The 23,957-nt window shown below is 63.4% G+C and carries 22 protein-coding genes; 13 read left to right on the top strand and 9 right to left on the bottom strand.

What is annotated here, in order from left to right:
- Window positions 1–90: 90 nt before the first annotated feature.
- The 4 genes from rpoH to ftsY form a co-directional block, all read right to left on the bottom strand.
- Window positions 91–945: an RNA polymerase sigma factor RpoH gene (rpoH, locus tag ACF8FB_RS09275; RefSeq protein ID WP_003249083.1), complete on the bottom strand. Its 855-nt coding sequence runs from the start codon at window positions 943–945 to the stop codon at window positions 91–93.
- 111 nt (window positions 946–1,056) lie between these two features.
- Complete coding sequence (gene ftsX, locus ACF8FB_RS09270; protein ID WP_010955647.1) at window positions 1,057–2,082, bottom strand: permease-like cell division protein FtsX; 1,026 nt, start codon at window positions 2,080–2,082, stop codon at window positions 1,057–1,059.
- Window positions 2,079–2,750: a cell division ATP-binding protein FtsE gene (gene ftsE, locus ACF8FB_RS09265; protein WP_003249079.1), complete on the bottom strand. Its 672-nt coding sequence runs from the start codon at window positions 2,748–2,750 to the stop codon at window positions 2,079–2,081. Before ftsE ends, ftsX begins: the two co-directional genes overlap by 4 nt.
- 2 nt (window positions 2,751–2,752) lie before the next feature.
- Window positions 2,753–4,237: a signal recognition particle-docking protein FtsY gene (gene ftsY / locus ACF8FB_RS09260; RefSeq protein WP_010955649.1), complete on the bottom strand. Its 1,485-nt coding sequence runs from the start codon at window positions 4,235–4,237 to the stop codon at window positions 2,753–2,755.
- A 231-nt stretch (window positions 4,238–4,468) separates the two neighbouring features.
- Between ftsY and ACF8FB_RS09255 the strand changes: the two genes are divergently transcribed.
- The 6 genes from ACF8FB_RS09255 to ACF8FB_RS09230 all read left to right on the top strand — a co-directional run bounded on the left by ACF8FB_RS09255 (window position 4,469) and on the right by ACF8FB_RS09230 (window position 11,717).
- A complete protein-coding gene (locus tag ACF8FB_RS09255; RefSeq protein ID WP_004575476.1) occupies window positions 4,469–5,824 on the top strand; it encodes a pitrilysin family protein in 1,356 nt (451 codons plus the stop codon).
- Entirely contained in the window at window positions 5,817–7,307 is a 1,491-nt protein-coding gene (locus ACF8FB_RS09250; RefSeq protein ID WP_010955650.1) for a pitrilysin family protein, read from the top strand. Before ACF8FB_RS09255 ends, ACF8FB_RS09250 begins: the two co-directional genes overlap by 8 nt.
- Window positions 7,307–7,909 carry a 16S rRNA (guanine(966)-N(2))-methyltransferase RsmD gene (gene rsmD, locus ACF8FB_RS09245; RefSeq protein WP_010955651.1) on the top strand — a complete coding sequence of 201 codons (603 nt, stop codon included), beginning with the start codon at window positions 7,307–7,309 and terminating at the stop codon, window positions 7,907–7,909. Before ACF8FB_RS09250 ends, rsmD begins: the two co-directional genes overlap by 1 nt.
- A gap of 90 nt (window positions 7,910–7,999) precedes the next feature.
- Window positions 8,000–9,301, top strand: a complete 1,302-nt coding sequence (locus ACF8FB_RS09240) for a M16 family metallopeptidase (protein WP_392511243.1) — start codon at window positions 8,000–8,002, stop codon at window positions 9,299–9,301.
- On the top strand, window positions 9,294–10,664 hold the full coding sequence (locus tag ACF8FB_RS09235; protein ID WP_392511242.1) for a M16 family metallopeptidase: 1,371 nt from the start codon (window positions 9,294–9,296) through the stop codon (window positions 10,662–10,664). Before ACF8FB_RS09240 ends, ACF8FB_RS09235 begins: the two co-directional genes overlap by 8 nt.
- Before the next feature lie 60 nt (window positions 10,665–10,724).
- Window positions 10,725–11,717 carry a hydrolase gene (locus tag ACF8FB_RS09230; RefSeq protein ID WP_010955654.1) on the top strand — a complete coding sequence of 331 codons (993 nt, stop codon included), beginning with the start codon at window positions 10,725–10,727 and terminating at the stop codon, window positions 11,715–11,717.
- A gap of 102 nt (window positions 11,718–11,819) precedes the next feature.
- Here the strand turns inward: ACF8FB_RS09230 and ACF8FB_RS09225 are convergent, their stop codons facing one another.
- Both ACF8FB_RS09225 and ACF8FB_RS09220 read right to left on the bottom strand, forming a co-directional pair.
- On the bottom strand, window positions 11,820–12,674 hold the full coding sequence (locus tag ACF8FB_RS09225; RefSeq protein ID WP_010955655.1) for a sulfurtransferase: 855 nt from the start codon (window positions 12,672–12,674) through the stop codon (window positions 11,820–11,822).
- A gap of 35 nt (window positions 12,675–12,709) precedes the next feature.
- Window positions 12,710–13,375 carry a TetR/AcrR family transcriptional regulator gene (locus ACF8FB_RS09220; RefSeq protein WP_010955656.1) on the bottom strand — a complete coding sequence of 222 codons (666 nt, stop codon included), beginning with the start codon at window positions 13,373–13,375 and terminating at the stop codon, window positions 12,710–12,712.
- 151 nt (window positions 13,376–13,526) lie between these two features.
- Here ACF8FB_RS09220 and ACF8FB_RS09215 point away from each other — a divergent pair, with 151 nt between their 5' ends.
- From ACF8FB_RS09215 to ACF8FB_RS09195, 5 genes are all read left to right on the top strand, one after another.
- The gene (locus ACF8FB_RS09215; RefSeq protein ID WP_176684760.1) at window positions 13,527–14,957 is read left to right on the top strand and encodes a coniferyl aldehyde dehydrogenase; all 1,431 of its coding nucleotides are present in this window, start codon (window positions 13,527–13,529) and stop codon (window positions 14,955–14,957) included.
- 10 nt (window positions 14,958–14,967) lie between these two features.
- A complete protein-coding gene (locus ACF8FB_RS09210; RefSeq protein WP_392511241.1) occupies window positions 14,968–15,453 on the top strand; it encodes a twin-arginine translocation pathway signal protein in 486 nt (161 codons plus the stop codon).
- A gap of 20 nt (window positions 15,454–15,473) precedes the next feature.
- Complete coding sequence (locus ACF8FB_RS09205; protein WP_392509461.1) at window positions 15,474–17,072, top strand: GMC family oxidoreductase N-terminal domain-containing protein; 1,599 nt, start codon at window positions 15,474–15,476, stop codon at window positions 17,070–17,072.
- Between the two features lie 112 nt (window positions 17,073–17,184).
- Entirely contained in the window at window positions 17,185–17,670 is a 486-nt protein-coding gene (coaD, locus tag ACF8FB_RS09200) for a pantetheine-phosphate adenylyltransferase (RefSeq protein ID WP_010955660.1), read from the top strand.
- A 101-nt stretch (window positions 17,671–17,771) separates the two neighbouring features.
- The gene (locus ACF8FB_RS09195) at window positions 17,772–18,023 is read left to right on the top strand and encodes a YfhL family 4Fe-4S dicluster ferredoxin (RefSeq protein ID WP_003249063.1); all 252 of its coding nucleotides are present in this window, start codon (window positions 17,772–17,774) and stop codon (window positions 18,021–18,023) included.
- A gap of 90 nt (window positions 18,024–18,113) precedes the next feature.
- Here ACF8FB_RS09195 and mutM read toward each other — a convergent pair whose 3' ends face one another.
- Both mutM and ACF8FB_RS09185 read right to left on the bottom strand, forming a co-directional pair.
- Window positions 18,114–18,926: a bifunctional DNA-formamidopyrimidine glycosylase/DNA-(apurinic or apyrimidinic site) lyase gene (gene mutM, locus ACF8FB_RS09190; RefSeq protein WP_010955661.1), complete on the bottom strand. Its 813-nt coding sequence runs from the start codon at window positions 18,924–18,926 to the stop codon at window positions 18,114–18,116.
- A gap of 3 nt (window positions 18,927–18,929) precedes the next feature.
- Entirely contained in the window at window positions 18,930–19,748 is an 819-nt protein-coding gene (locus ACF8FB_RS09185) for an HDOD domain-containing protein (RefSeq protein WP_172835041.1), read from the bottom strand.
- Window positions 19,749–19,923: 175 nt separating this feature from the next.
- Between ACF8FB_RS09185 and ACF8FB_RS09180 the strand changes: the two genes are divergently transcribed.
- Both ACF8FB_RS09180 and ilvD read left to right on the top strand, forming a co-directional pair.
- Entirely contained in the window at window positions 19,924–21,120 is a 1,197-nt protein-coding gene (locus ACF8FB_RS09180) for a class I SAM-dependent rRNA methyltransferase (protein ID WP_010955663.1), read from the top strand.
- Between the two features lie 270 nt (window positions 21,121–21,390).
- A complete protein-coding gene (gene ilvD, locus ACF8FB_RS09175; RefSeq protein WP_010955664.1) occupies window positions 21,391–23,232 on the top strand; it encodes a dihydroxy-acid dehydratase in 1,842 nt (613 codons plus the stop codon).
- 70 nt (window positions 23,233–23,302) lie between these two features.
- Here ilvD and ACF8FB_RS09170 read toward each other — a convergent pair.
- Window positions 23,303–23,957: LysR substrate-binding domain-containing protein (locus tag ACF8FB_RS09170; protein WP_392511240.1), on the bottom strand; the 655-nt coding region annotated here is incomplete at its 5' end.

Here is a 23,957-nt window from a genome sequence, read left to right as displayed (position 1 = left end):
TTACCCGCGAAGAGGCCGGCAAAGCCAGCACAAACAAAAAAGCCGCTCACCCCATAGGGCCAGCGGCTTTTCTTTACAACCCAGACTCGATCAGGCAGCGATCAGTGCCTTGACCTTGTTCATCGCATTCTTTTCCAGCTGGCGAATACGCTCAGCCGATACGCTGTACTTGTCTGCCAGTTCATGCAGCGTGGCCTTCTCTTCCGCCAGCCAACGCTGATAGAGAATGTCGCGGCTACGCTCGTCCAGACCTTGCAGCGCTTCGTGCAGGTTGCTGGTGGAGTTGTCACTCCAGTCGGCATCCTCAAGCTGCACCGCCGGATCGTAACGGTGGTCTTCCAGGTAATGCGCAGGCGACTGGAAGGCGCTGTCGTCGTCAGCTTCCGCTGCCGGGTCAAAGGCCATGTCCTGGCCGCTGAGGCGGCTTTCCATCTCGCGCACTTCGCGCGGCTCGACGCCAAGGCTTTCCGCCACGCGATGCACTTCGTCGTTGTTCAGCCACGCCAGGCGCTTCTTCTGGCTACGCAGGTTGAAGAACAGCTTGCGCTGAGCCTTGGTGGTAGCCACCTTGACGATGCGCCAGTTGCGCAGAATGAACTCGTGGATCTCTGCCTTGATCCAGTGCACGGCGAACGACACCAGGCGCACGCCCATTTCCGGGTTGAAGCGCTTGACGGCTTTCATCAGGCCGACGTTGCCTTCCTGGATCAGGTCAGCCTGGGCCAACCCGTAGCCGGCATAACTACGGGCGATATGTACGACGAAACGCAGGTGGGCCATCACCATCTGACGAGCGGCCTCGACATCCTGCTCATAATAGAGACGCTCGCCCAGATCACGCTCCTGCTCGACCGTCAGCAGCGGGATGCTGTTGACCGTGTGCACATAGGCTTCCAGGTTTGCACCGGGTACCAGGGCATAGGCAGGTTGCAACGATGTGGTCATTCAAGAACCTCCGACTTACAAAACTCGCACCTTGTGGGCGCTGCCAACATTGACCTGGAACGACGGTACAAGTTCCACAGTGAAGAAAATGTCAATGCTGGCACGTAAAAACTATCGCGGCGCCAGCTCGTTCAAGTGGCGGGCGACTGCAATCCATGCACCGATATACCCCAACAACACTGCTCCGATCAAGAGCGACAGACCATCGGAAGCCGGAACGCCGCCCAAGGCGAAGTCACTGCCATACAGCCCGGAAAGCCCTACCACCGCCTCGTTCAGCCAGTTCAGGCCAAACGCCAGGATGCCCCACGCCAGCAGGCCTGCGCCCAGGCCATACAGGGCGCCCATGTACAGGAAAGGCCGGCGCACGTAGGCGTCGGTGCCGCCGACCAGCTTGATCACTTCGATCTCGATACGACGGTTTTCAATGTGTAGACGAATTGTGTTACCGATTACTAACAGCAGGGCAGAAATCAGCATCACGGCCAGGCCGAAGACGAAGCGATCACCCAGCTTGAGGATGGCTGCCAGGCGCTCGACCCAGACCAGGTCCAGTTGCGCCACGTCCACCCGCGGCAGCTCCGACAGGCGCTGACGCAAGGCGTCCAGGGCCGGTTTGTCGACCTCGGTCGGGGTTACCACCACCACACCCGGCAGTGGGTTGTCAGGCAGTTCGCGCAAGGCCTCGCCCAGGCCGGACTGCTGCTGGAACTCCTCCAGGGCCTGCTCGCGGCTGACATACTGGGCGTCCGCCACGCCAGGCATGCCCTTGATCTCGTCGCGCAGCGCTTCGCCATCGCGGCTGCCGGCATCGAGCTTGAGGTACAGCGAAATCTGCGCAGCGCGTTGCCACGAACCGCCAAGCTGCTCGACGTTCTTCAGCAACAAGGACAGGCCCATCGGCATGCTCAGCGCCACGGCCATGACCAGGCAAGTGAAGAAGCTGCCGATCGGCTGCTTGCCCAGGCGGCGCAGGCTGTCGGCCAGGCTGGCACGGTGGCTTTCCAGCCAGGCATGCAGCAGGGTGCGGAAGTCCGGGCCATCATCGTCTTCACCGCGCTTTTTCTTCGCAGGTTGCGGATCGGCCGGTTTCGGTGCGACCCGCTCGGAAACCTTCGGCGTACGTGTTGTGTTCATTGCCCGGCCTCCCCATCGCCGATCAAGCGGCCGCGTTGCAAGGTCAGCATGCGGTGACGCATGCGCGCGATCAGCGCCAGGTCGTGGCTGGCGATCAATACCGTCGTGCCCAGGCGGTTGATGTCCTCGAACACGCCCATGATCTCTGCAGCCAGGCGCGGGTCGAGGTTACCGGTGGGCTCGTCGGCCAGCAGCAGAGCCGGCTGGTGAACGATGGCGCGGGCGATACCCACCCGCTGCTGCTGCCCGGTGGACAGGTCGGCCGGGAACAGCTCGCCTTTGTCGGACAGCGATACACGCTCCAGGGCCGAGTCCACGCGCTTGGCGATCTCGACCTTGGACAGGCCGAGAATCTGCAGCGGCAAGGCAATGTTGTTGAACACGGTGCGGTCGAACAACAGCTGGTGGTTCTGGAACACCACGCCGATTTGCCGGCGCAGGAACGGGATTTGCGCATTGCTGATCTGGCCAAGGTCCTGCCCTGCCAGCATCAGCTTGCCGCTGGTCGGGCGCTCCATGGCCAGCAACAGGCGCAGCAAGGTGCTCTTGCCAGCGCCCGAGTGGCCGGTGACGAACAGGAATTCGCCCCGGCGCGCCCGGAAACTCAGCTCATGCAAACCCACATGACCGTTGGGATAGCGCTTGGCAACCTGCTCGAATCGGATCATGGTCAATCTCGCTCGGCGAACAGAGCCTTGACGAACGGCTCGGCTTCGAAGGTACGCAGGTCGTCGATGCCTTCACCGACGCCGATGAAACGGATCGGGATGTTGAACTGCTTGGCCAGGGCGAAGATCACCCCGCCCTTGGCAGTGCCGTCCAGCTTGGTCAGGGCCAGGCCGGTCAGCTCGACGCTCTGGTTGAAGTACTTGGCCTGACTGATGGCGTTCTGGCCGGTGCCGGCGTCAAGCACCAGCAGCACCTCGTGCGGCGCCTCAACGTCGAGCTTGCCGATGACCCGGCGAACCTTCTTCAGCTCTTCCATCAGGTTGTCTTTGGTGTGCAGGCGGCCGGCAGTGTCGGCGATCAGCACGTCGACGCCACGCGCCTTGGCGGCCTGCACGGCATCGAAGATTACCGAAGCAGAGTCGGCACCCGTGTGCTGGGCGATCACCGGAATCTGGTTACGCTCGCCCCACACCTGCAACTGCTCGACCGCCGCTGCGCGGAAGGTATCACCGGCAGCCAGCATGACCTTCTTGCCTTCCAGTTGCAGCTTTTTCGCCAGTTTGCCAATGGTGGTGGTCTTGCCGGCGCCGTTCACGCCAACCACAAGGATCACATAGGGTTTGTTCTGGGCCTGTACGTTCAGCGGCTGCTCGACCGGGCGCAGCAGCGCAGCCAGTTCTTCCTGCAACGATTTGTACAGGGCATCGGCATCGGCCAACTGCTTGCGCGCGACCTTCTGGGTCAGGTTCTGGACAATGGCCGAGGTAGCCTCCACACCCACGTCGGCAGTCAGCAGGCGCGTCTCGATTTCGTCGAGCAGGTCGTCGTCGATGACCTTCTTGCCGAGGAACAGGCTGGCCATGCCCTCGCCGATGCTGGCACTGGTCTTGGACAGGCCTTGCTTGAGGCGCGCGAAGAAGCCGGGCTTGGCCTGTTCGACGGGTGCAGCAACAGGGGCTGGTGCCGCGCGTTCCGGGATTGCGGGCGGTGCCTTCGGCTCCAGGTCCGGCACCAGGGCCACGGGCTCTTCGGCAACCGGCAGCACCAGGTTGCTGACCGGCGCTGCGGCCTCGACAGGGGCAGACTCGACAGGGGCCGCCTGCAAGGGCATGGACGCAACCGGCTGCGGTGCAGGTGCCACCAGCGGCTGGGATGCGACCGGCTCTGGCTCAGGCGCCTGCAACGGCTGCGACGCAACCGGTTCAGGGACGGGGGCCTCGACTACCGGAGGCCGGGGGGGTGCGGCGACCGGCTGCGGCTCAGCCAGCTGTGGGGCCGCAACGGCCTGAACGGGTTCGGGGGCCTGTGGCGCTTCGGCGGCAGATCCCTCGACCGGAGCGGCTGCAGACTGCTCGACAGCGGGGGGTTCATGCGCGGGCACGCCCGCTCCCGCAGGTGGCTGCGGCTTCTTGCGAAACCAGCTGAACAGGCCTTTCTTCTCACCAGCCTCGGCCGGCGCTTTTTTGTCGTCGTTGGAACCAAACATGGAAGACGGCTATCTCAGGGTAGCGATAGGCCAGCTACGGCCAATCGGGAATTCTCTCTACGCAGAACAGACTATCTTGAAGCCGGCTGGTTCATGCGCAACGTTTTGACTTAGTGTCCTGTGGGCCAGAACGGCGACAGGCATGGTCGCCAGGCAACCGGATCAGTATCCTAGCACCTCCTGGCCCGCCGACGCTAAACCCAGCGGGCCGCCGAACAGGTTAAACACCGTATGAATGCTCTAGCCCGCCGCGCCGCTGGCCTGTTGCTCGGCACGCTTTGCCTGCCGCTCGCGGCCTTCGCCGCCGATGTGCAACCCACCCACGAATTCATCCTCGACAATGGCCTGAAGGTCGTGGTCCGCGAAGACCATCGTGCCCCGGTGGTGGTCTCGCAGATCTGGTACAAGGTCGGCTCCAGCTACGAGACCCCGGGCCAGACCGGCTTGTCCCATGCGCTGGAACACATGATGTTCAAGGGCAGCGCCAAGGTCGGCCCCGGCGAGGCCTCGCGCATTCTGCGTGACCTCGGCGCCGATGAAAACGCCTTCACCAGCGACGATTACACCGCCTATTACCAAGTGCTGGCCCGCGACCGCCTGCCGGTAGCCCTGGAACTGGAGGCCGACCGCCTTGCCAGCCTGCGCCTGCCTGCCGACGAGTTCAGCCGCGAAATCGAGGTCATCAAGGAAGAACGCCGCCTGCGCACCGACGACCAGCCCAATGCCAAGGCATTCGAGCTGTTCCGCGCCATGGCCTATCCGGCCAGCGGCTACCACACGCCGACCATTGGCTGGATGGCCGACCTGGAGCGCATGAAGGTCGAGGAACTGCGCCACTGGTACGAGTCCTGGTACGCCCCCAACAACGCCACCCTGGTGGTGGTCGGTGATGTCACCGCCGACGAGGTCAAGGGCCTGGCGCAGAAGTATTTCGGCAATATTCCCAAACGCGCCGTACCGCCAGCCAAGCTGCCTCTGGAGCTGGCTGAACCAGGTTGGCGCCAGTTGACCCTGCACGTACGCACCCAGCTGCCAAGCCTGATCTACGGCTTCAACGTGCCCGGCCTGCCCACCGCCAAGGACCCACGAACAGTGCACGCCCTGCGCCTGATCTCGGCACTGCTCGACGGCGGCTACAGCGCCCGCATGCCGGCCCGCCTGGAGCGTGGCCAGGAACTGGTGGCCGGCGCGTCGTCCAGCTACAACGCCTTCACCCGCGGCGACAGCCTGTTCCTGATCTCGGCGACGCCGAATGTGCAGAAGCAGAAAACCCTCGCCGACGTCGAAAAAGGCATCTGGCAGCTGCTTGAAGAACTCAAGAGCACGCCGCCCAGCGCCGAAGAGCTGGAACGCGTACGCGCCCAGGTCATCGCCGGCCTGGTCTACGACCGCGACTCCATCAGCAGCCAGGCCACCACCATCGGCCAGCTGGAAACCGTCGGCCTGTCCTGGAAGCTGATCGACAGCGAACTGGACGAGCTCAAGCGCGTCACCCCGCAGGACATCCAGAACGCCGCGCGCACCTACTTCACCCGCGAACGCCTGAGCGTTGCCCATGTACTGCCCGAGGAGTCCGCCCATGAGTGATCGCCGCGCACCACGCCCAACCCTGCTGGCCACGGGCATTCGTGCCCTGGCGCTGGCGGCAGTGCTGGCCGCTCCGGCCATGGCCGATAACGCTGCCAAGGCCGACAGCAGCGCGGCCCGCCCGGCCAACACCTTGCAGTCGCTGGCCGAACTGAATGGCAAGGCACCCAGCCGGCGTCAGTTGAACATCCAGCACTGGAACACCGCCGAAGGTGCCCGGGTGCTGTTCGTCGAAGCCCGCGAACTGCCCATGTTCGACCTGCGCGTCACCTTCGCTGCCGGCAGCAGCCAGGATGGTGGCACGCCAGGCCTGGCCGCTCTGACCAACGCCATGCTCAACGAGGGCGTGGCCGGCAAGGACGTCACCGCCATCGCCGAGGGCTTCGAAGGCCTGGGCGCAGACTTTGGCAACGGCTCCTACCGCGACATGGCCGTCGCATCGCTGCGCAGCCTCAGTGCCAAGGACAAGCGCGAACCGGCCCTCAAACTGTTTACAGAGGTGGCGGGCAAGCCGACATTCCCCGAGGATGCACTCAAGCGCATCAAGAACCAGATGCTGGCTGGCTTCGAGTATGAGAAGCAAAACCCCGGCAAGATCGCCGGCAAGGCCCTTTTCGGCAAGCTCTATGGCGACCACCCCTACGCCCACCCAAGCGACGGCACCGCCGAGAGCATCACGGGCATCAGCCTTGCGCAGTTGCGCGCGTTCCACGCAAAGGCCTATACCGGCGGCAATGCGGTAATCGCCCTGGTCGGCGACCTCAGCCGTGCAGAGGCCGAAGCCATCGCCGCACAGGTGTCTGCCGGCCTGCCCAAGGGCCCTGCGCTGGCCGCACCGGCCCAACCCGCAGACGCCAAGGCCGGCCTGACCCACATCGACTTCCCGTCCAAGCAGACCCACCTGATGCTGGCCGAACTGGGGATCGACCGCCAGGACCCGGACTGGCCAGCCCTGTCCATGGGCAACCAGATCCTTGGCGGTGGCGCCTTCGGTACCCGGCTGATGAGCGAGGTGAGAGAGAAGCGCGGCCTGACCTACGGCGTGTACTCGGTATTCAGCCCGATGCAGGTACGCGGCCCGTTCATGATCAACCTGCAAACCCGTGCCGAGCTCAGCGAAGGTACGCTCAAGCTGGTGCAAGGCATTCTCGCCGACTACCTGAAGACGGGCCCGACCCAACAGGAACTGGACGATGCCAAGCGCGAGCTGGCCGGCAGCTTTCCGCTGTCCAACGCCAGTAATGCCAGTATCGTCGGCCAACTGGGCGCGATCGGCTTCTACAACTTGCCGCTGACCTGGCTTGAGGACTTCATGCAACAGTCCCAGGCCCTTACCGTCGAACAGGTCAAGGCAGCCATGAACAAACACCTGTCAGCCGATAAACTGGTGATCGTCACCGTTGGCCCGAAAGTGCCACAAAAACCGCTGCCAGCACCCACTGACAAGCCCTCCGAGCAACCGCTCGGGGTACCGGAGCACTAATGCCAAGATCCACCCCTCCCGCCCGCCCGCAAGCGGGCCAAAGCAAGGGCCAGGGCCACCTGCGCATCATCGCCGGCGAATGGCGCAGCCGCCGCCTGGCGGTGCCGGAAGGCGAAGGCCTGCGGCCAACGCCTGACCGCGTGCGGGAAACCGTATTCAACTGGCTGGCCCCCTACATCGAGGGCGCCCGCGTGCTGGACGCCTTCACCGGTAGTGGTGCCCTGGTGCTCGAAGCCCTGTCCCGTGGGGCCGAGGACGCCGTGGCGCTGGACAGCAACCCTGCGGCCATCGCCAACCTGAAGAACAACCTCGAAATCCTGCGCTGCCCTCGCGGGCAAATCCTGCAAACCGACGCCCTGCGCTACCTGCAAGGCCCGGCCAAGCAGCAGTTCGATGTCGTGTTCCTCGACCCGCCGTTCCATCAGGACCTGCTGGCCAACACCTGCAACATGCTGGAGCAGAATCAGTGGCTGGGCGAGCAGGCATGGGTCTACACCGAAAGCGAAGCGGCACCCTCGACCTTGCAGCTGCCGGGCAACTGGCGCCTGCACCGCGAGAAGAAGACCGGCCAGGTGCACTACGCACTCTGGCAGCGGGGCTGATTACCCGCGGGTTGGGTGTACTTAGTTACCGCACCCCACCTGCGCCATGGTTGAAGCTGCACCTTCATTTCCTGAAGGAGCAGTTCAACCATGGCCGAACACCCCTCCCCGCCGCTAATGGCAGCCTCGAAAGGTTCTTTTACCCTCGCCAACGGCCTGCACGTCTGCCTGCGTGAAGACCACCGTGCGCCACTGGTCAGCGTGCAGCTGTGGTACCACGTAGGCTCCAGCTACGAACCTGAAGGCCACACCGGCCTGTCCCATGCCTTGGAGCATCTACTGTTCGAGGGCAGCAGCAAACTGGCGCCTGGCCAGTACTCAACCCTCATGACCCGCTTGGGCGGCGACCCGAATGCATTCACCTATGCGGATGCCACGGTATTTCCGCTCACCTTGCCAACCCGCCACCTGGAAATTGCCCTGGAGGCCATGGCTGATGTCATGGCCAGTGCCACCCTCGGCGATACGCCCTTTGCTCGGGAACTGGCAGTGGTCATGGCTGAGCGACGCGAGGCAGTGGACAACAACCCTTGGGCATTGGCGCTGGAGCATCACGACTTGCTGGCTTACGGCAATAGTGGCCATGGCACGCCTGTCATTGGCCACATGTCAGATCTGGAGAGCCTCACTCCAGCCGCAGCGCGTACCTGGTACAAGACCTGGTACCACCCCAACAATGCCACCCTCGCCGTGGCCGGCGACATCAGCCTGCTACAACTACAAACCTTGGTGACGCGCCACTTTGCGGCGATCCCCGCCCATCGCTTGCCGATGCGGCCCTTACCCACAGGGCCCTCCTCCCAGGGCCGGCGTTTTCAGACGCTGCGCCTGCCAGGCTTGCACAACGGCGTGATCATAAGCTTCAAACTACCCAGCCAGCGTACCGCGCAGTCTGCCAGGCAGGCCTACGCGCTGCGTCTGCTTCCCGATCTGCTTGCCAACGGCTACAGCAGCATCCTCCAGCGCAGGCTGCTGCTGGACGAACCAATCCTGCAATACATCAAAGCGACCTATGAACCCTGGCAGCGCGGTGACAGCTTGCTGACCCTTTACGCGTTCTGCAGCCCACACGTAACCCCGCAGACCGCCGCCGAACGACTGGTGCAGGAGATCGAAGCGTTTCGCCAGTCGGCGCCAGCCAAGGAACACCTGCAACGTGCCAAGGCTCGTCTGCTGGCCAGGCTGCTGTTCGAACGGGACGACATTGCCGAGGAGGCCCAAACCATGGGTAAACAGGCCGCCTGTGGCTTGCCGGTTATTTCGCTCGAGGAAGAACAACAGGCCATCGAGACCGTGACAGCCGAGCAGGTAGGCCTGGCTGCCTATGAATTCCTCACCCATTCCCGTGCAGCCTTCACGTTCACGCACCACAAGGAAAGCGCTCATGACTGACTCAACGACCCTGCAACAGCCTGCCGGAGCCAACAACCTCTACGGCGGGCTGCTCTCTGCCAAGGGACTTGACCTGGATCAGTTCGAAACCATCCATACACAGGTTCAAGTGTGGAAGACGACTGCGGGCACGGACGTCAAATTCGTTGAAGCACGGGAACTGCCAATTGTTGACGTGATACTACGGTTCAAGGCCGGCACCACGCAGGACACTCTGTACCCTGGCCTGGCAGCCTTGACGCTCTCCATGCTCGATGAGGGTAGCCAAGCCTACACGGCTGCCCAGCAGGCTGAGCACCTGGAGCGCCTGGGCGCGGTCATGGAAAAACAAGTACGTCTGGAACATGCGACGCTGCGCCTTCGCAGCCTTAGCCCCCCTTCTCTGCTCGACCCGGCCTTGGCGGTGTTCACCGACCTCGTGGCCCACCCAGCCTTCCACCCAATGGCCCTGACCAAGATCAAGCGCCAGTTGCTGCAAAACCATGCATCGCGCGAGCGGCTACCCATCCTCAGAGCACGTAGCGAAGTCTTCCGCCACCTGTTCAACGGGCATCCTTACGGCAACCCTCTGGGCAGCACCGCTCAAGGTATCGAGGCCATTACCCCTGAGGACTTGCGGGCATTCCACCAACGCGCCTACAGCGCCAGCAACCTTGAGATGGTCGTGGTAGGCGACCTTTCGCCTGGACAAGCCCAAGCCATCTCACAACAGATCAGCCAGGCCCTGCCGCAAGGCTGGTCGGCCACTGAACTACCGGCGGCCCCATCAGCTCCCAGCGCGACGATAGCCGTCGAGCAGGCTGGCGCCAGCAGTGCGATCCTGCTGGCACTGCCAATGAACGTACCCGCCAACGATCCGGAGTTTCTGGCCCTGGCCTTGGCAAGCGCTGTTCTGGGAGAGGGCCTCGAGTCGCGCTTGATGGTGGAGTTGCGCCAACGACGCGGCCTGACCTACGGCGTGCACACGCATGTATTGCCATTGAGTGCAGGCGGCCTGTTCACCGTGGAATGGGAGGTTGCGCCCCAGCATGTGCAGGGCACGCAGGCACTGGTAGAAACCCTGCTGCAGGCGTTCATCGACGAAGGGCCCACCCAGCTGGAGCTGCAACTGGCACGCAAACAGCTGGAAGGGCAGTTGCTGCGAGGGATCGCGCAGAACAGGCAACTCGCAACACTGCTGACGGAAGTAACCCATCAGCGGCAACCTGCCGATCATCTCGACACGTACAGCGCCCGTATTGCCGAACTTACCCCGGCAGATGTCCGAGCCGTCATGCAGCGCCGGCTGGCCCTGAGCCACAAGGTACTTGTCAGTGTCGGACCAGGCGTTCAGCAACAGCCGCTGCCAGCCCCCGACCAATAGCGCAGGTACTGTGGCGCTGTTTCATGGCAAGCTAGCAGGGCACATCATGAGCCACCCAGCATGCCCAGCCACAACGCCACATTCCGTCCGGCCATCGGCCTGTCCAATCCCCACCTGCAGACCCTGTGGGGGCCGCTCTGGCGCAAGCTGCCTGAGCTGCAGCGTGACCGAGAGCGGTTGTGGCTGGCCGACGGCGACTTCATCGACCTGGACTGGCACGGCCCGCACCAACCCCATGCGCCACTGGTCATTGTGCTGCATGGGCTGACCGGCTCGTCTCACTCGCCCTACGTGAAAGGCTTGCAGCAAGCGCTGCAAGATCGCGGCTGGGCCAGTGTGGCCGTGAACTGGCGGGGTTGTTCAGGCGAGCCCAACCTTTTGCCGCGCAGCTACCATTCTGGCGCCAGCGAAGACCTGGCGGAAATTGTCAGCCATCTTCGCGCCCAGCGCCCGCTGGCGCCGCTGTATGCAGTGGGTTATTCGCTGGGTGGCAATGTACTGTTGAAATACCTGGGAGAGAGCGGCGTCGCCAGCCAACTGGAGGCAGCGGCTGCAGTTTCGGTGCCCTTTCGCCTGGACCACTGTGCCGACCGTATCGGCCAAGGGTTCTCCAAGGTGTATCAGGCGCATTTCATGCGCGAGATGCTGGCGTATGTTCAGCTCAAGCAGCGGCACTTCCACGCCCGGGGCCAGCATGAACAGCTGGCGACACTGGAACGCCTGGGCCAACTCACCAATTTGCGCACATTCTGGGACTTCGACGGTAAAGTCACTGCACCGCTCAATGGCTTTCGCGATGCGCACGACTACTATCGCCGCTCATCCAGCCACTTCTTCCTTGGCCAGAACCGCACGCCAACGCTGATCATCCATTCCAGCGATGACCCCTTCGTGTCCAGCCACAGCCTGCCGACGGCCCGTGAACTGTCACCACAAACCCGCTTCGAACTGCATGACCGCGGTGGGCATGTGGGATTTGTCGATGGCAGCCTGCGAAATCCGGGGTACTACCTGGAACGACGGATTCCGCAGTGGCTGGTGGACGGTAGCTAGCCCGCGAATTGGTAAAGGCTGCGCGCCCCCTGTGGGAGCGGGCATGCCCGCGAACACCGGCATTGCCGGTGCCACCCACCGCGGGGGTTCAACCCGGTCTGCTTACTCGCCGGTGGCCACCGCATGCTGCGGGTTGTTGATCCACTCACTCCACGACCCCGCATACAGCTTGCCCAGCGGGTACCCCGCCAGCGCCAGCGCAAACAGGTTATGGCAAGCGGTTACCCCAGACCCACAATAAGACACCAACTGCTCCGGCGCCCGTCCAGCCAGCTTTTCGGCAAAACGCTGCTTTAGCTCATCCGCCGGCAGAAAACGCCCGTCATCCCCCAGGTTGTCGGTAAACGCCGCACACTGGGCACCGGGAATATGCCCCGCCACCGGGTCGATCGGTTCCACTTCACCACGAAAACGCGGCAAGGCACGCGCATCGATCAAGGTCAGGTCTGCACTACCAAGGCGCTTGCCCAGATGGTCGGCATCGATCAGCAGCTTCGCGTCAGGTTCACCACTGAAAGTGCCCTCACGTTTGGGTGGAGGGTCCAGGCTCAACGGCAGGCTCGCTGCGTGCCAGGCCTTCAGGCCACCGTCGAGAATCGCCACACCACTGCGCTTGCCCAGCCAGACCAGTAGCCACCAGGCGCGGGCGGCAAAGGCGCCGGGGCCGTCGTCGTACAGCACCACCTCGCTGTCGTTGTTCAGGCCCCACTCTCGCAGGCGCTCGACCAGCCGCTGCGGATCGGGCAATGGGTGGCGCCCGGTGCGCCCCTTGCTCACCGGACCGCTGAGATCCCGGTCCAGGTCGGCAAAATGCGCCCCCTCAATATGCCCCAGGGCATAGCTGCGCTGGCCATAGTCCACATCCTCGAGGGCAAAGCGGCAGTCGAGGATCACCAACTTGGGCGAGCCCAGACGCTCGGCCAACTGCTGCGGGGTGATCAATTGCGCAAGGGGCATGACAATCTCCTGATCGATGGCACAAGAGCCCTGGGCTAGAGCTCCAGGGCCTGGTTGAACGGTACATGGAATTCCTGACACAGCGCTTCTACGGCAGTACGGGCATTGTCGGTGACGAAACCGAGCTCCAGCACCAGCACCTGATAGACGCCGCGCTTGAAGGCTTCTTCACCCAAGTGCGCAGAATGTTCACGCGTGGTGCTGAGAAAACGTACCCATGATGTCAGCACGATCCAGGCGTTGATGGTCAGTGACTCGATCTGCGCCGGCACCATGGCCAGGATGCCAGCCTCGACGAAGCCGCGGTAGATCGCCTGGCCCTGGCGCAGGCAGCGCTCGGAAAAACGCCGGTAACGGGCGGCCAGTTCGGCATCGCTGTCCAGCAGATGCTCCAGGTCACGGTGCAGGAAGCGGTAGTTCCACATCGCCGCCAGCAAGGCCTTGAGGTAGAAGCGCTTGTCTTCCACGGTTGCCGCGCGGCCCTGCGGCGGGCGCAGAAAACTGTCCACCAGCGCTTCGTACTGGCTGAACAAGAGGGCAATGATCGCCTGCTTGTTGGGGAAGTGGTAATACAGGTTGCCGGGCGAGATTTCCATGTGCGCGGCGATGTGGTTGGTACTGACGCTGCGTTCGCCCTGCTGGTTGAACAGCTCCAGGCTGTTCTGCACGATGCGCTCTCGGGTCTTCATGCGCGGGGCCATGCTCAGCTCCCAGTCTGCGGGCCTTCATCAAAGGTTTATCTTACGGCTTATTACAGGTGGAATGCACCGTTGAACGGCCTGTAAAAATTCGCACCATGGTACAAATTAGAGTATAGGCTCTAGGCAACCCCTGCCCGGACTCGACACCGCCATGAACTCGTCCAGTGCCTTGCCCTCTGTGCAATCCGACCTCGACCTCGCGACGGCGTTCGCGGCCCAACGCCTGGCCTTTGCCGGTAACCCGCTGCCACCGTTGGCGCAGCGGCGGCAGTGGCTGAAAAGCCTGCGTGAAGCCTTGCTGAGCAGCCAGGCAGAACTGATCGACGCCATCAGCCAGGATTTTGCCGGGCGCAGTGCGGACGAGACCTTGCTGGCCGAGCTGCTACCGTCAGTACAGGGCCTGCGCCACGCCGAAAAGCACTTGCAACGCTGGATGCGCAGCAGCCGACGCCGCGTCGGCCTGGCGTTCCAGCCGGCCAGCGCACAGGTGCGCTATCAACCCTTGGGCGTGGTCGGCATCATCGTACCGTGGAACTACCCGCTGTTCCTCGCCATCGGCCCGTTGACCTGCGCCCTGGCCGCCGGCAACCGGGTCATGCTCAAGCTTAGCGAGGCCACGCCAGCGACGGGCCTGGCCCTGCAGCAACTGCTCGAGCGCGTGTTCCCCACAGACCTGGTCAGCGTTGTGCTCGGTGAGGTCGAGGTGGGCCAGGCCTTCGCCCGCCTGCCCTTCGACCACCTGCTGTTCACCGGTGCCACCAGCGTGGGCCGCCAGGTGATGCAGGCTGCCGCACACAACCTGACCCCGGTCACCCTGGAGCTGGGTGGCAAGTCCCCCGCTATTGTTTCTGCCGATGTGCCGCTGGACAGCGCCGCCGAGCGCATCGCCTTCGGCAAGACCCTCAACGCCGGCCAGACCTGCGTCGCCCCCGACTACGTACTGGTGCCGCGCGAACGGCTGCCCGCCTTCAGCGACGCCTACCAGCGCGCCGTGCACCGACTGTACCCGCGCATCGCCGACAACCCCGACTACACCGCCATCATCAACCCGCGCCAGTTGCAGCGCTTGCAGCACCTGCTGGACGATGCCCGCGCCAAAGGCGCGCAAGTACTCGACTTGTACCCAGGCGAAGCCCCTCAGGGCCGGCGCATGCCGCCACACTTGCTGCTGGACGTGAACGACAGCATGCAGGTGATGCAGGACGAAATCTTCGGCCCGCTACTACCGCTAGTGCCTTATGACGGCATCGACCAGGCCTTGGCCTACATCAACCAGCGCCCGCGCCCATTGGCGCTGTACTTCTTTGGCTATGACCGCCGCACCCAGGAGCATGTGCTGCGTCACACCCACTCCGGTGGTGTGTGCCTGAACGACACCTTGCTGCATGTCGCCCAGGACGATCTGCCCTTCGGTGGCATCGGCCCTTCAGGCATGGGCCACTACCATGGTCACGACGGTTTCCTGACCTTCAGCAAGGCCAAGGCGGTACTTGCCAAGCAACGTTTCAACGCCGCACGGCTGATTTACCCGCCTTATGGCAAAGCCTTGCAGCGCCTGGTCTACAAATTGTTCATCCGCTGAGGGCCGCGCCATGCACCGCCGCGAACTGCTGCGCTTCAGCCTCGGCGCCAGTGCTTTTCTGGCTGGCGCCAGCCTGGTGGGGTGCAGCGCGCAAACCGCCGCGACCGGCTATCAGGTACTCCGTGACGACGACCTGCCCCTGCTGCGTGCGCTGATCCCGGTGGTCCTGGCCGGTACACAGGCCACCGATGCGCCGGTGTTGCGCAGCCTCGACAACAAGCTGGCGGCGTTATCGCCGGAAATGCTCAAGCTCACCCGGCAATTGTTCGACGTGCTCAGCCTGCCGCTGACTCGCGGCCCGCTGACCGGCGTCTGGGGCAGCTGGGGCCAAGCTGGCGCCACGCAGGTCACGGCGTTCCTGCAACGCTGGCAGGACAGCTCGCTGAACCTGCTACGCATGGGGCACGCGTCGTTGCTGCAACTGCTGCAAATGGCCTGGTACGAACGCCCCGAATCCTGGGCAGGCTGCGGTTACCCGGGCCCACCGAAAATCTGAAAACAACAAGAGCATCGCCAATGCCTGTCCCCGACCCGTTTCGCCAAGGCCTCGAACGCGGCTGGATCACCCACGACGCCTCGCGCCTGGAGCACGACCTGTTTCTGGAGGCCGACATTGCCGTGATCGGCAGTGGTGCCGGCGGCGCCACCAGTGCGCAGATGCTCAGCGCTGCCGGTTTCAAGGTACTGCTGATCGAAGAAGGCCCACTGAAGACTAGCAGCGATTTCCACCTGCTGGAGAGCGAAGCCTACGCCAGCCTGTACCAGGAAGGGCTGGGGCGCATGAGCAAGGATGGCGCCATTACCATCCTGCAGGGCCGCGCCGTGGGCGGCACCACGCTGGTGAACTGGACCTCGAGCTTTCGTACCCCGCCGCAAACCCTGGCGCACTGGGCCTCGGTCCATGGCGTGAACGGTTTGGGCGAGGATGAACTGCGCCCCTGGTTCGAGCGCATGGAGCAGGAACTGGGCATCAGCACTTGGGCCTTGCCGCCGAATGCCAACAACGATGTGCTGCGCCGGGGCTGCGAACAGCTGGGTTACCGCTGGGGGGTGATCCCGCGCAATGTGCGCGGCTGCTGGAACCTGGGCTACTGCGGCATGGGCTGCCCGGTGAATGCCAAACAATCGATGCTGGTGACCCGTATACCTGCCACCCTCGAGCAAGGCGGCGAACTGCTGTATCTGGCGCGGGCCGAGCGCTTCGCTCACAACGGCGAACGCATTCAGAGCCTGACATGCCAGGCCCTGGACGCCCAGGGCATACACCCTACCGGCAGGCAGGTCAGCGTGCAGGCACGCCATTACCTCCTGGCCGGTGGCGGTATCAACAGCCCGGCCCTGCTGCTGCGCTCTGCCGCGCCCGACCCGCATGGTCGCCTGGGCAAGCGAACCTTCCTGCACCTGGTCAACTTCAGTGCGGCACGCTTCAGCGAGCGTATCGACCCCTACCATGGCGCCCCGCAGTCGATTTACAGCGATCACTTTCAGTGGCAAGACGGCGCAGACGGTCCGGTTGGCTACAAGCTGGAAGTGCCGCCACTGCACCCGGCCCTGGCCAGCACCCTGCTGGGCGGGCACGGCCACGAGAGTGCCCAGCGCATGGCCGAGCTGCCCCATACCCATGTGATGCTGGCGCTGCTACGCGATGGTTTTCACCCCGAAAGCCAGGGCGGGGCCGTGGAACTACGCAGCGATGGTTCACCTGTGCTCGATTACCCGGTCACCGACTACCTGCGTGACGGCTTGCGGCGCGCCTACCGCAGCATGGCACACGTTCAGTTTGCCGCTGGCGCCACCCAGGTAACCCCGGTGCATAGCGACGCCAGCGCCGCCTCTAGCCTGGAACAGGCCCTGACCATGATCGACAAACTGCGCCTGGAGCCCTTCCGCACGCGCTTGGGCAGCGCCCATGTGATGGGCGGCTGCGCCCTCGGCGAAGACCCGCGCGACGCGGTGTGCGACAGCCTGGGCCGCCATCACCAGCTGGAAAACCTGTCGATTCACGACGGTTCACTGTTCCCCACCAGCATCGGCGCCAACCCGCAATTGTCGGTGTATGCCATCAGCGCCAGGCTCAGCGAAGCACTGGTCAGCCGCCTGGCACACAGCGCATGACAACGAACCTGGCCCCTGTCTATAGTGCCATCAGTCGGCCGCATGACTTGGCCGGGGCGCCGTCGCTGCGCTACCATCCGACTCCCCAACGCACTCCAGCCAGGATGACGCGATGAACCGAGTGTTGTACCCGGGTACTTTCGACCCCATTACCAAAGGCCATGGCGATCTGGTCGAGCGCGCTTCGCGGCTATTCGACCACGTGATCATCGCGGTGGCGGCCAGCCCCAAGAAAAACCCGTTGTTCCCCCTGGAACAACGGGTTGAGCTCGCCCGTGAGGTCACCAAGCACCTGCCCAATGTCGAAGTCATCGGCTTCTCTTCCCTGTTGGCGCATTTCGCCAAGGAACAGGGCGCCAACGTCTTCCTGCGTGGCCTGCGTGCGGTGTCCGACTTCGAGTACGAGTTCCAGCTGGCGAACATGAACCGGCAACTGGCCCCTGATGTCGAGAGCCTGTTCCTGACGCCGTCGGAGCGTTATTCGTTCATTTCCTCGACCCTGGTCCGGGAGATTGCAGCGCTGGGCGGTGATATCAGCAAGTTCGTCCACCCGGTGGTGGCCGACGCACTGACTGAACGCTTCAAGAAGCAAGCCTGACGCCTGATTGTCGCGCCCGCGTGCACTGCGGGCGCGAATGCGGCACAATTGTGCCCATTGCGTTGAACATGCCCGGGCTGTGAGCCCCGGCCGGAGTCCCCATGTCCCTGATCATCACCGACGATTGCATCAATTGCGACGTCTGCGAACCCGAGTGCCCGAACGAGGCTATCTCCCAAGGCGAAGAGATCTACGTGATCGACCCTAACCTGTGCACCCAGTGCGTAGGCCATTACGATGAGCCGCAGTGCCAGCAGGTCTGCCCGGTCGACTGCATCCCGCTGGATGAAGCGCACCCGGAAACCGAAGAACAGCTGATGGCCAAGTATCGCCGGATCACTGGCAAGGGCTGATCATTGCCCTTCCCTGCACGGTCCCTGTGAGAGCGGGCATGCCTGCTCCCACAGTTCAGGTTTCGCTTCAACAGGTTCGCAGCGAACGTTTCATCGTTGGCAGCGCGGGCAGTACACGCTCGCCCTCTGCCCCAGCTTCACTTCGCGCAACTCAGTGCCGCATACCTTGCACGGCTGCCCGCCACGCCCGTACACAAACAGTTCCTGCTGGAAGTACCCCGGCTGCCCGTCGCCACCGATAAAGTCGCGCAGGGTGGTACCGCCCTGCTCGATGGCCGCCGCCAGCACCCGTTTGATCTCGATCGCCAGTTTCAGGTAGCGCGCCCGGGAAATCCCGCCCGCCTCTCGGCGTGGGTCGATACCGGCGGCAAACAACGCCTCGGTGGCGTAGATGTTGCCCACCCCTACCACCACCGCGTTGTCCATGATGAACGGCTTGACCGCCATCGACCGCCCGCGGGACAGCTGGAACAGCCGTTCACCATCGAACAGGTCCGTCAGCGGCTCAGGCCCCAGGCGCAGCAGTAACTCATGGTTCAGAGGGTCCAGGCTCCACAGCATGGCACCAAAGCGGCGAGGGTCGGTGTAGCGCAGCATCAGCCCGGACTCCAGCTCAATGTCGACATGCTCATGCTTGGCCGCCGGCAAGCCCAGCTCGACCAGCCGCAGGTTGCCCGACATGCCCAAGTGGCTGATCAGCGTACCCACTTCGGCATTGATCAACAGGTACTTGGCGCGTCGCTCCACGCTGACGATGCGCTGCCCCGACAGGCGCACATCGAGGTCTTCCGGGATCGGCCAGCGCAGCCGCCGGTCGCGAACCACCACACGGCTGACCCGCTGGCCTTCCAGGTGTGGCGCAATACCGCGTCGGGTGGTTTCTACTTCTGGCAATTCCGGCATGTGTCAGTGTCCGCCCAACTCGCGAATGTTCTGCTTGAGGTTTTCGAAATCGTATTCCGACAATCCAATGTAATCGAGCACCAAGGGGCCCACCACATTCCATTCGTGGTCCACCGCCTGGTTGCCCAGCACCCGGTAGGACGCGCAGATATGCTCAGCCATCTTCAGCACCGCCAGCAGGTTTTTCAGCTGGCTCTGGGTATTGCGCGAGGTATCGTCGCGGAACACGGCCAAGGCATTGTGGTGGTTGGCGATGGCCGCACTGAGGTGCTCGGGCAAGCGCCAGGATTTGGCTGTGAAGTAGCCGACCACTGAATGGTTGGTGTTGAACGTGCGGTTTTCGGTATCGACCACGCGTGTTTCTTCGTCGGCCTTGGCGTATGCCTCTTCCAGCACGTCCATGTAATCGGGGAAGCGCTTGAGCATCAACGGCACGCCACAGTCATGGAAGAGGCCAAGGGTATAGGCCTCGTCCGCCGCCTGTATGCCGGTACGCTTGGCCAGCGTCAGGCAGGTCATCGCGACGTCCTGGGCGGTATCCCAGAAGCGGTTGAGGGTAACGATGGTCTCGTCACTCATCTCGCCCTTGATCGACTGGGCGTTGATCAGGTTGATGATCGAACGGCTACCCAGCAGGTTCACCGCACGCTGGATCGAACCGATCTTGTTCGACAAGCCGAAGTGCGGAGAGTTGACCAGCTTGAGCAAGGCGCCAGAGAGGCCCGGGTCCTGGGAAATCAGCTTGGCGATGGTTTCCAGGTCTGGGTCAGGCATGTACTGCTCGAACTGCAGATCGACCATGATCTGCGGTTGAGGCGGGATGGTGATGCCTTGCAAGGCTTGCTGGATCTGTTCGGCGCTGAGTTCTTGGGACATACGTGCACACTCGTTTAGGACGCGGCATTTTAACCCTCTAAGCGCTCCCAGTTACCACACCTCTAAAGGCGAAAGCACAGCAGACACGCTATAATCCCGCTCTTTTTCCCGGAGCGACGTCATGTCCCTGCCCAGCCTTCGCCTCAAAGCCAATGCCGACCGCCGCCTGCGCGCCGGCCACCTGTGGGTCTACAGCAACGAAGTCGATGTCAGCGCGACCCCTTTGCAAGGCTTCCAGGCGGGCCAGCAGGCCATTCTCGAGGCAGCCAACGGCAAGCCGCTGGGCATCGTCGCGCTGAGTCCGAACAACCTGATCTGCGCCCGCCTGCTGTCACGCGACATCAAGCTGCCGCTGGACAAGTCGCTGCTGGTACACCGCCTGAACGTCGCCCTGTCGCTGCGCGAGCGCCTGTTCGAGCAGCCGTGCTACCGCCTGGTCTACGGTGACTCCGACCTGCTCCCAGGCCTGGTGGTCGACCGTTTCTTCGATATCCTCGTGGTGCAGTTGGCCTCGGCCACCATGGAAGCGCACAAGGATGACGTGATCGCCGCACTGGTGCAGGTGCTCAAGCCCAGCGGCATCCTGTTCAAGAACGATTCGGCCGCGCGCGACGCCGAAGGCCTGCAGCGCTATGTCGAGACCGTCTACGGCGAAGTGCCGGACTGGGTGCCGCTGGAAGAGAACGGCGTCAAGTTCGAAGCTCCGGTGCGCGAAGGCCAGAAGACGGGCTGGTTCTACGACCACCGCATGAACCGCGCCCGCCTGGCACCGTACGTGAAGGGCAAGCGTGTACTCGACCTGTTCAGCTACATCGGCGGCTGGGGCGTGCAGGCCGGTGCCTTCGGCGCCAGCGAAGTGTTCTGCGTCGATGCCTCGGGCTTTGCCCTGGACGGCGTGGAGCGTAACGCTGCACTGAACGGCATCAGCGAGAAGCTGACCTGCATCGAAGGCGACGTGTTCGAAGCCCTGCGAGAGCTCAAGGCGGCCGAAGAACGCTTCGACGTGATCATTGCCGACCCACCTGCCTTCATCAAGCGCAAGAAGGACCTGAAAAACGGCGAAGCGGCCTACCGCCGCCTGAACGAACAGGCCATGCGCATGTTGAACAAAGACGGCATCCTCGTCAGCGCCTCGTGCTCGATGCACCTGCCCGAGGACGACCTGAACAACATCCTGCTGACCAGTGCCCGCCACCTGGACCGCAACATGCAGCTGCTCGAGCGAGGCGGTCAGGGCCCGGATCACCCGGTACACCCGGCCATCGCCGAAACCCGCTACATCAAAAGCATCACCTGCCGGTTACTGCCAAACAGCTGATATCTGCCAAAAAGGGCCGCCCAGCGGCCCTTTCCTGCCGCAATCCCCCCGCCAACCATCCACATCTGCATTCCCTCACCGCGCCAGCGGTGTAGAATCGGCCTATTCATCGCCAGTCATCCCCGGCGGGTTTATGAGCTCTGGTCAAGCACGCGGCGATCCCGCGCGGTCTTGGCCCCATCCGTGCCAGTGGCAACCGGCCTGCGGCGCAAAGGACAAGAGAAGCTCACTCCCCTATTTGTGACCTGATTAAGCCGCCAGGAGTGTTTCATGCCTGATTATCGTTCCAAGACTTCCACCCAAGGCCGCAACATGGCCGGCGCCCGTGCCCTGTGGCGCGCCACCGGGATGAAGGACGAAGACTTCAAGAAACCGATCATCGCCATCGCCAACTCGTTCACCCAGTTCGTCCCGGGCCATGTGCACCTGAAGGACCTGGGCCAGCTGGTGGCTCGCGAAATCGAACGCGCCGGTGGCGTGGCCAAGGAATTCAACACCATCGCGGTCGATGACGGCATCGCCATGGGCCACGACGGCATGCTGTACTCGCTGCCAAGCCGCGAAATCATTGCCGACGCCGTGGAATACATGGTCAATGCGCACTGCGCCGACGCCATCGTCTGTATCTCCAACTGCGACAAGATCACCCCCGGCATGCTGATGGCCGCCCTGCGCCTGAACATCCCGGTGATCTTCGTTTCCGGCGGCCCGATGGAAGCCGGCAAGACCAAGCTGGCCAGCCACGGCCTGGACCTGGTCGATGCCATGGTCATCGCGGCCGACTCCACGGCCTCCGACGAGAAAGTCGCCGAATACGAGCGCAGCGCCTGCCCGACCTGTGGTTCGTGCTCCGGCATGTTCACCGCCAACTCGATGAACTGCCTGACCGAAGCCCTGGGCCTGGCCCTGCCGGGCAACGGTTCGACCCTGGCCACCCACTCCGACCGCGAGCAGCTGTTCCTCACGGCCGGCCGTACCATCGTCGAGCTGTGCAAGCGCTACTACGGCGAGAATGACGAGTCGGTCCTGCCACGCAGCATCGCCAACTTCAAAGCGTTCGAAAACGCCATGATGCTGGACATCGCCATGGGCGGCTCGACCAACACCATCCTGCACCTGCTGGCAGCAGCACAGGAAGGCGAAGTGGCGTTCGACCTGCGCGACATCGACCGCCTGTCACGCAAAGTGCCGCAGCTGTGCAAAGTGGCGCCGAACATCCAGAAGTACCACATGGAAGACGTCCACCGCGCCGGCGGCATCTTCAGCATCCTCGGTTCGCTGGCCCGTGGCGGCCTGCTGCACACCGACCTGCCGACCGTGCACAGCCGCAGCATGGAAGAAGCCATCGCCAAATGGGACATCACCCAGACCGATGACGAAGCTGTGCACACCTTCTTCAAGGCTGGCCCTGCCGGTATCCCGACCCAGACCGCATTCAGCCAGTCGACCCGTTGGGAAACCCTCGACGACGACCGTGAAAACGGCTGTATCCGCAGCTTTGAACACGCCTACTCGCAAGAGGGCGGCCTGGCCGTGCTGTACGGCAACATCGCACTGGATGGCTGCGTGGTCAAAACCGCCGGTGTCGACGAATCGATCCACGTGTTCGAGGGCACCGCGAAGATCTTCGAAAGCCAGGACAGCGCCGTGCGCGGCATCCTCGCCGACGAGGTGAAAGCCGGCGACATCGTCATCATCCGCTACGAAGGCCCGAAAGGCGGCCCGGGCATGCAAGAGATGCTGTACCCGACCTCGTACCTCAAGTCCAAAGGCCTGGGCAAGGCCTGCGCCCTGCTCACCGACGGTCGCTTCTCGGGCGGTACCTCGGGCCTGTCGATCGGCCACGCCTCGCCAGAGGCCGCGGCGGGCGGCGCCATCGGCCTGGTGCGCGACGGCGACAAGGTACTGATCGACATCCCTAACCGCTCGATCAACCTGCTGGTCAGCGATGAAGAGCTGGCGCAACGCCGTGTCGAGCAGGACAAGAAGGGCTGGAAGCCAGCCGAGGTCCGTCCACGCAAGGTAACCACCGCGCTCAAGGCCTATGCCCTGCTGGCCACCAGTGCCGACAAAGGCGCAGTGCGTAACAAGGCAATGCTCGAAGGGCTGTAAGGGCTTTTCTGGCATTTGCACAACCGGCGTCTCGTACGCCGGTTTTTTTTGCCTGTGGATAAAGGCCGGATCAAAGCTCTCCCTTCGCGACACATTGGCGTAATTGCGCCAGCAGCAGGGCAGCCGAGCGCTTCGGTGTCGCCGCCGACGTCAGCACGAACTGCGCTTGAGGCAAGGCTGGCAACGTCGACACCTCCACCAGGCCGGCAGCCAGAGCAGACGATCGCGTGACAGGCGTTACCCCAAGCCCGCCACTTACGGCGGTCATCAGCCCGCCGACACTTGGGCTCTGGCAAACGATGCGCCATTGCCGCCCGGCGCGTACCAAGGCCTCGATAGCTGCGGCCCGATAAGGGCATTGATCAGAAAATACCGCCAAGGGCACAGGCGTGGTGACCTCATCGCTGCCCAGCGCAATCGGCCCTCTCGCCCACACCAATGGCTCGGACCAAAGCACCTCGCCCCGTTCTTCATCGCTGCAGCGGCTGCCCAATACGATATCCAGCCCACCCGAGTGGACGAGCGAGAGCAACTCCCCAGTCAGGCCGACGGTCAGGGACACCTCTGCATCGGGATGTGCCACCGAAAAACGACGCATGCAGTCGATGATCGGGGCTTTCACCATTTCCTCGCTCAACCCCACGTACACCGTGCCTGACACCCGCCGCCCTGCTCCAAGGCTTGCGCGGGCATCATCGTGCAACGCCAGGATGGTGCGGGCATAG

Origin of the sequence: Pseudomonas sp. yb_2 (genome assembly GCF_043103905.1) — a bacterium.
GTDB classification, from domain to species: Bacteria; Pseudomonadota; Gammaproteobacteria; order Pseudomonadales; family Pseudomonadaceae; genus Aquipseudomonas; species Aquipseudomonas alloputida.
The sequence above is the reverse complement of the archived record's forward strand: the minus strand, read 5'-3'. Positions and strand labels throughout refer to the sequence as shown.

What these genes read in the sequence shown, in the direction of transcription:
- ACF8FB_RS09235 (WP_392511242.1), top strand. Translation starts at nt 9,294, where the DNA reads ATGACTGACTCAACGACCCTGCAACAGCCTGCCGGAGCCAACAACCTC.
- ACF8FB_RS09205 (WP_392509461.1), top strand. Translation starts at nt 15,474, where the DNA reads ATGCCTGTCCCCGACCCGTTTCGCCAAGGCCTCGAACGCGGCTGGATC.
- ACF8FB_RS09210 (WP_392511241.1), top strand. Translation starts at nt 14,968, where the DNA reads ATGCACCGCCGCGAACTGCTGCGCTTCAGCCTCGGCGCCAGTGCTTTT.
- rpoH (WP_003249083.1), bottom strand. Translation starts at nt 945, where the DNA reads ATGACCACATCGTTGCAACCTGCCTATGCCCTGGTACCCGGTGCAAAC.
- ftsX (WP_010955647.1), bottom strand. Translation starts at nt 2,082, where the DNA reads ATGAACACAACACGTACGCCGAAGGTTTCCGAGCGGGTCGCACCGAAA.
- mutM (WP_010955661.1), bottom strand. Translation starts at nt 18,926, where the DNA reads ATGCCGGAATTGCCAGAAGTAGAAACCACCCGACGCGGTATTGCGCCA.
- ACF8FB_RS09240 (WP_392511243.1), top strand. Translation starts at nt 8,000, where the DNA reads ATGGCCGAACACCCCTCCCCGCCGCTAATGGCAGCCTCGAAAGGTTCT.
- ACF8FB_RS09195 (WP_003249063.1), top strand. Translation starts at nt 17,772, where the DNA reads ATGTCCCTGATCATCACCGACGATTGCATCAATTGCGACGTCTGCGAA.
- ACF8FB_RS09215 (WP_176684760.1), top strand. Translation starts at nt 13,527, where the DNA reads ATGAACTCGTCCAGTGCCTTGCCCTCTGTGCAATCCGACCTCGACCTC.
- ftsY (WP_010955649.1), bottom strand. Translation starts at nt 4,237, where the DNA reads ATGTTTGGTTCCAACGACGACAAAAAAGCGCCGGCCGAGGCTGGTGAG.
- ACF8FB_RS09225 (WP_010955655.1), bottom strand. Translation starts at nt 12,674, where the DNA reads ATGCCCCTTGCGCAATTGATCACCCCGCAGCAGTTGGCCGAGCGTCTG.
- ilvD (WP_010955664.1), top strand. Translation starts at nt 21,391, where the DNA reads ATGCCTGATTATCGTTCCAAGACTTCCACCCAAGGCCGCAACATGGCC.
- ACF8FB_RS09255 (WP_004575476.1), top strand. Translation starts at nt 4,469, where the DNA reads ATGAATGCTCTAGCCCGCCGCGCCGCTGGCCTGTTGCTCGGCACGCTT.
- coaD (WP_010955660.1), top strand. Translation starts at nt 17,185, where the DNA reads ATGAACCGAGTGTTGTACCCGGGTACTTTCGACCCCATTACCAAAGGC.
- ftsE (WP_003249079.1), bottom strand. Translation starts at nt 2,750, where the DNA reads ATGATCCGATTCGAGCAGGTTGCCAAGCGCTATCCCAACGGTCATGTG.
- rsmD (WP_010955651.1), top strand. Translation starts at nt 7,307, where the DNA reads ATGCCAAGATCCACCCCTCCCGCCCGCCCGCAAGCGGGCCAAAGCAAG.
- ACF8FB_RS09230 (WP_010955654.1), top strand. Translation starts at nt 10,725, where the DNA reads ATGCCCAGCCACAACGCCACATTCCGTCCGGCCATCGGCCTGTCCAAT.
- ACF8FB_RS09220 (WP_010955656.1), bottom strand. Translation starts at nt 13,375, where the DNA reads ATGGCCCCGCGCATGAAGACCCGAGAGCGCATCGTGCAGAACAGCCTG.
- ACF8FB_RS09250 (WP_010955650.1), top strand. Translation starts at nt 5,817, where the DNA reads ATGAGTGATCGCCGCGCACCACGCCCAACCCTGCTGGCCACGGGCATT.
- ACF8FB_RS09180 (WP_010955663.1), top strand. Translation starts at nt 19,924, where the DNA reads ATGTCCCTGCCCAGCCTTCGCCTCAAAGCCAATGCCGACCGCCGCCTG.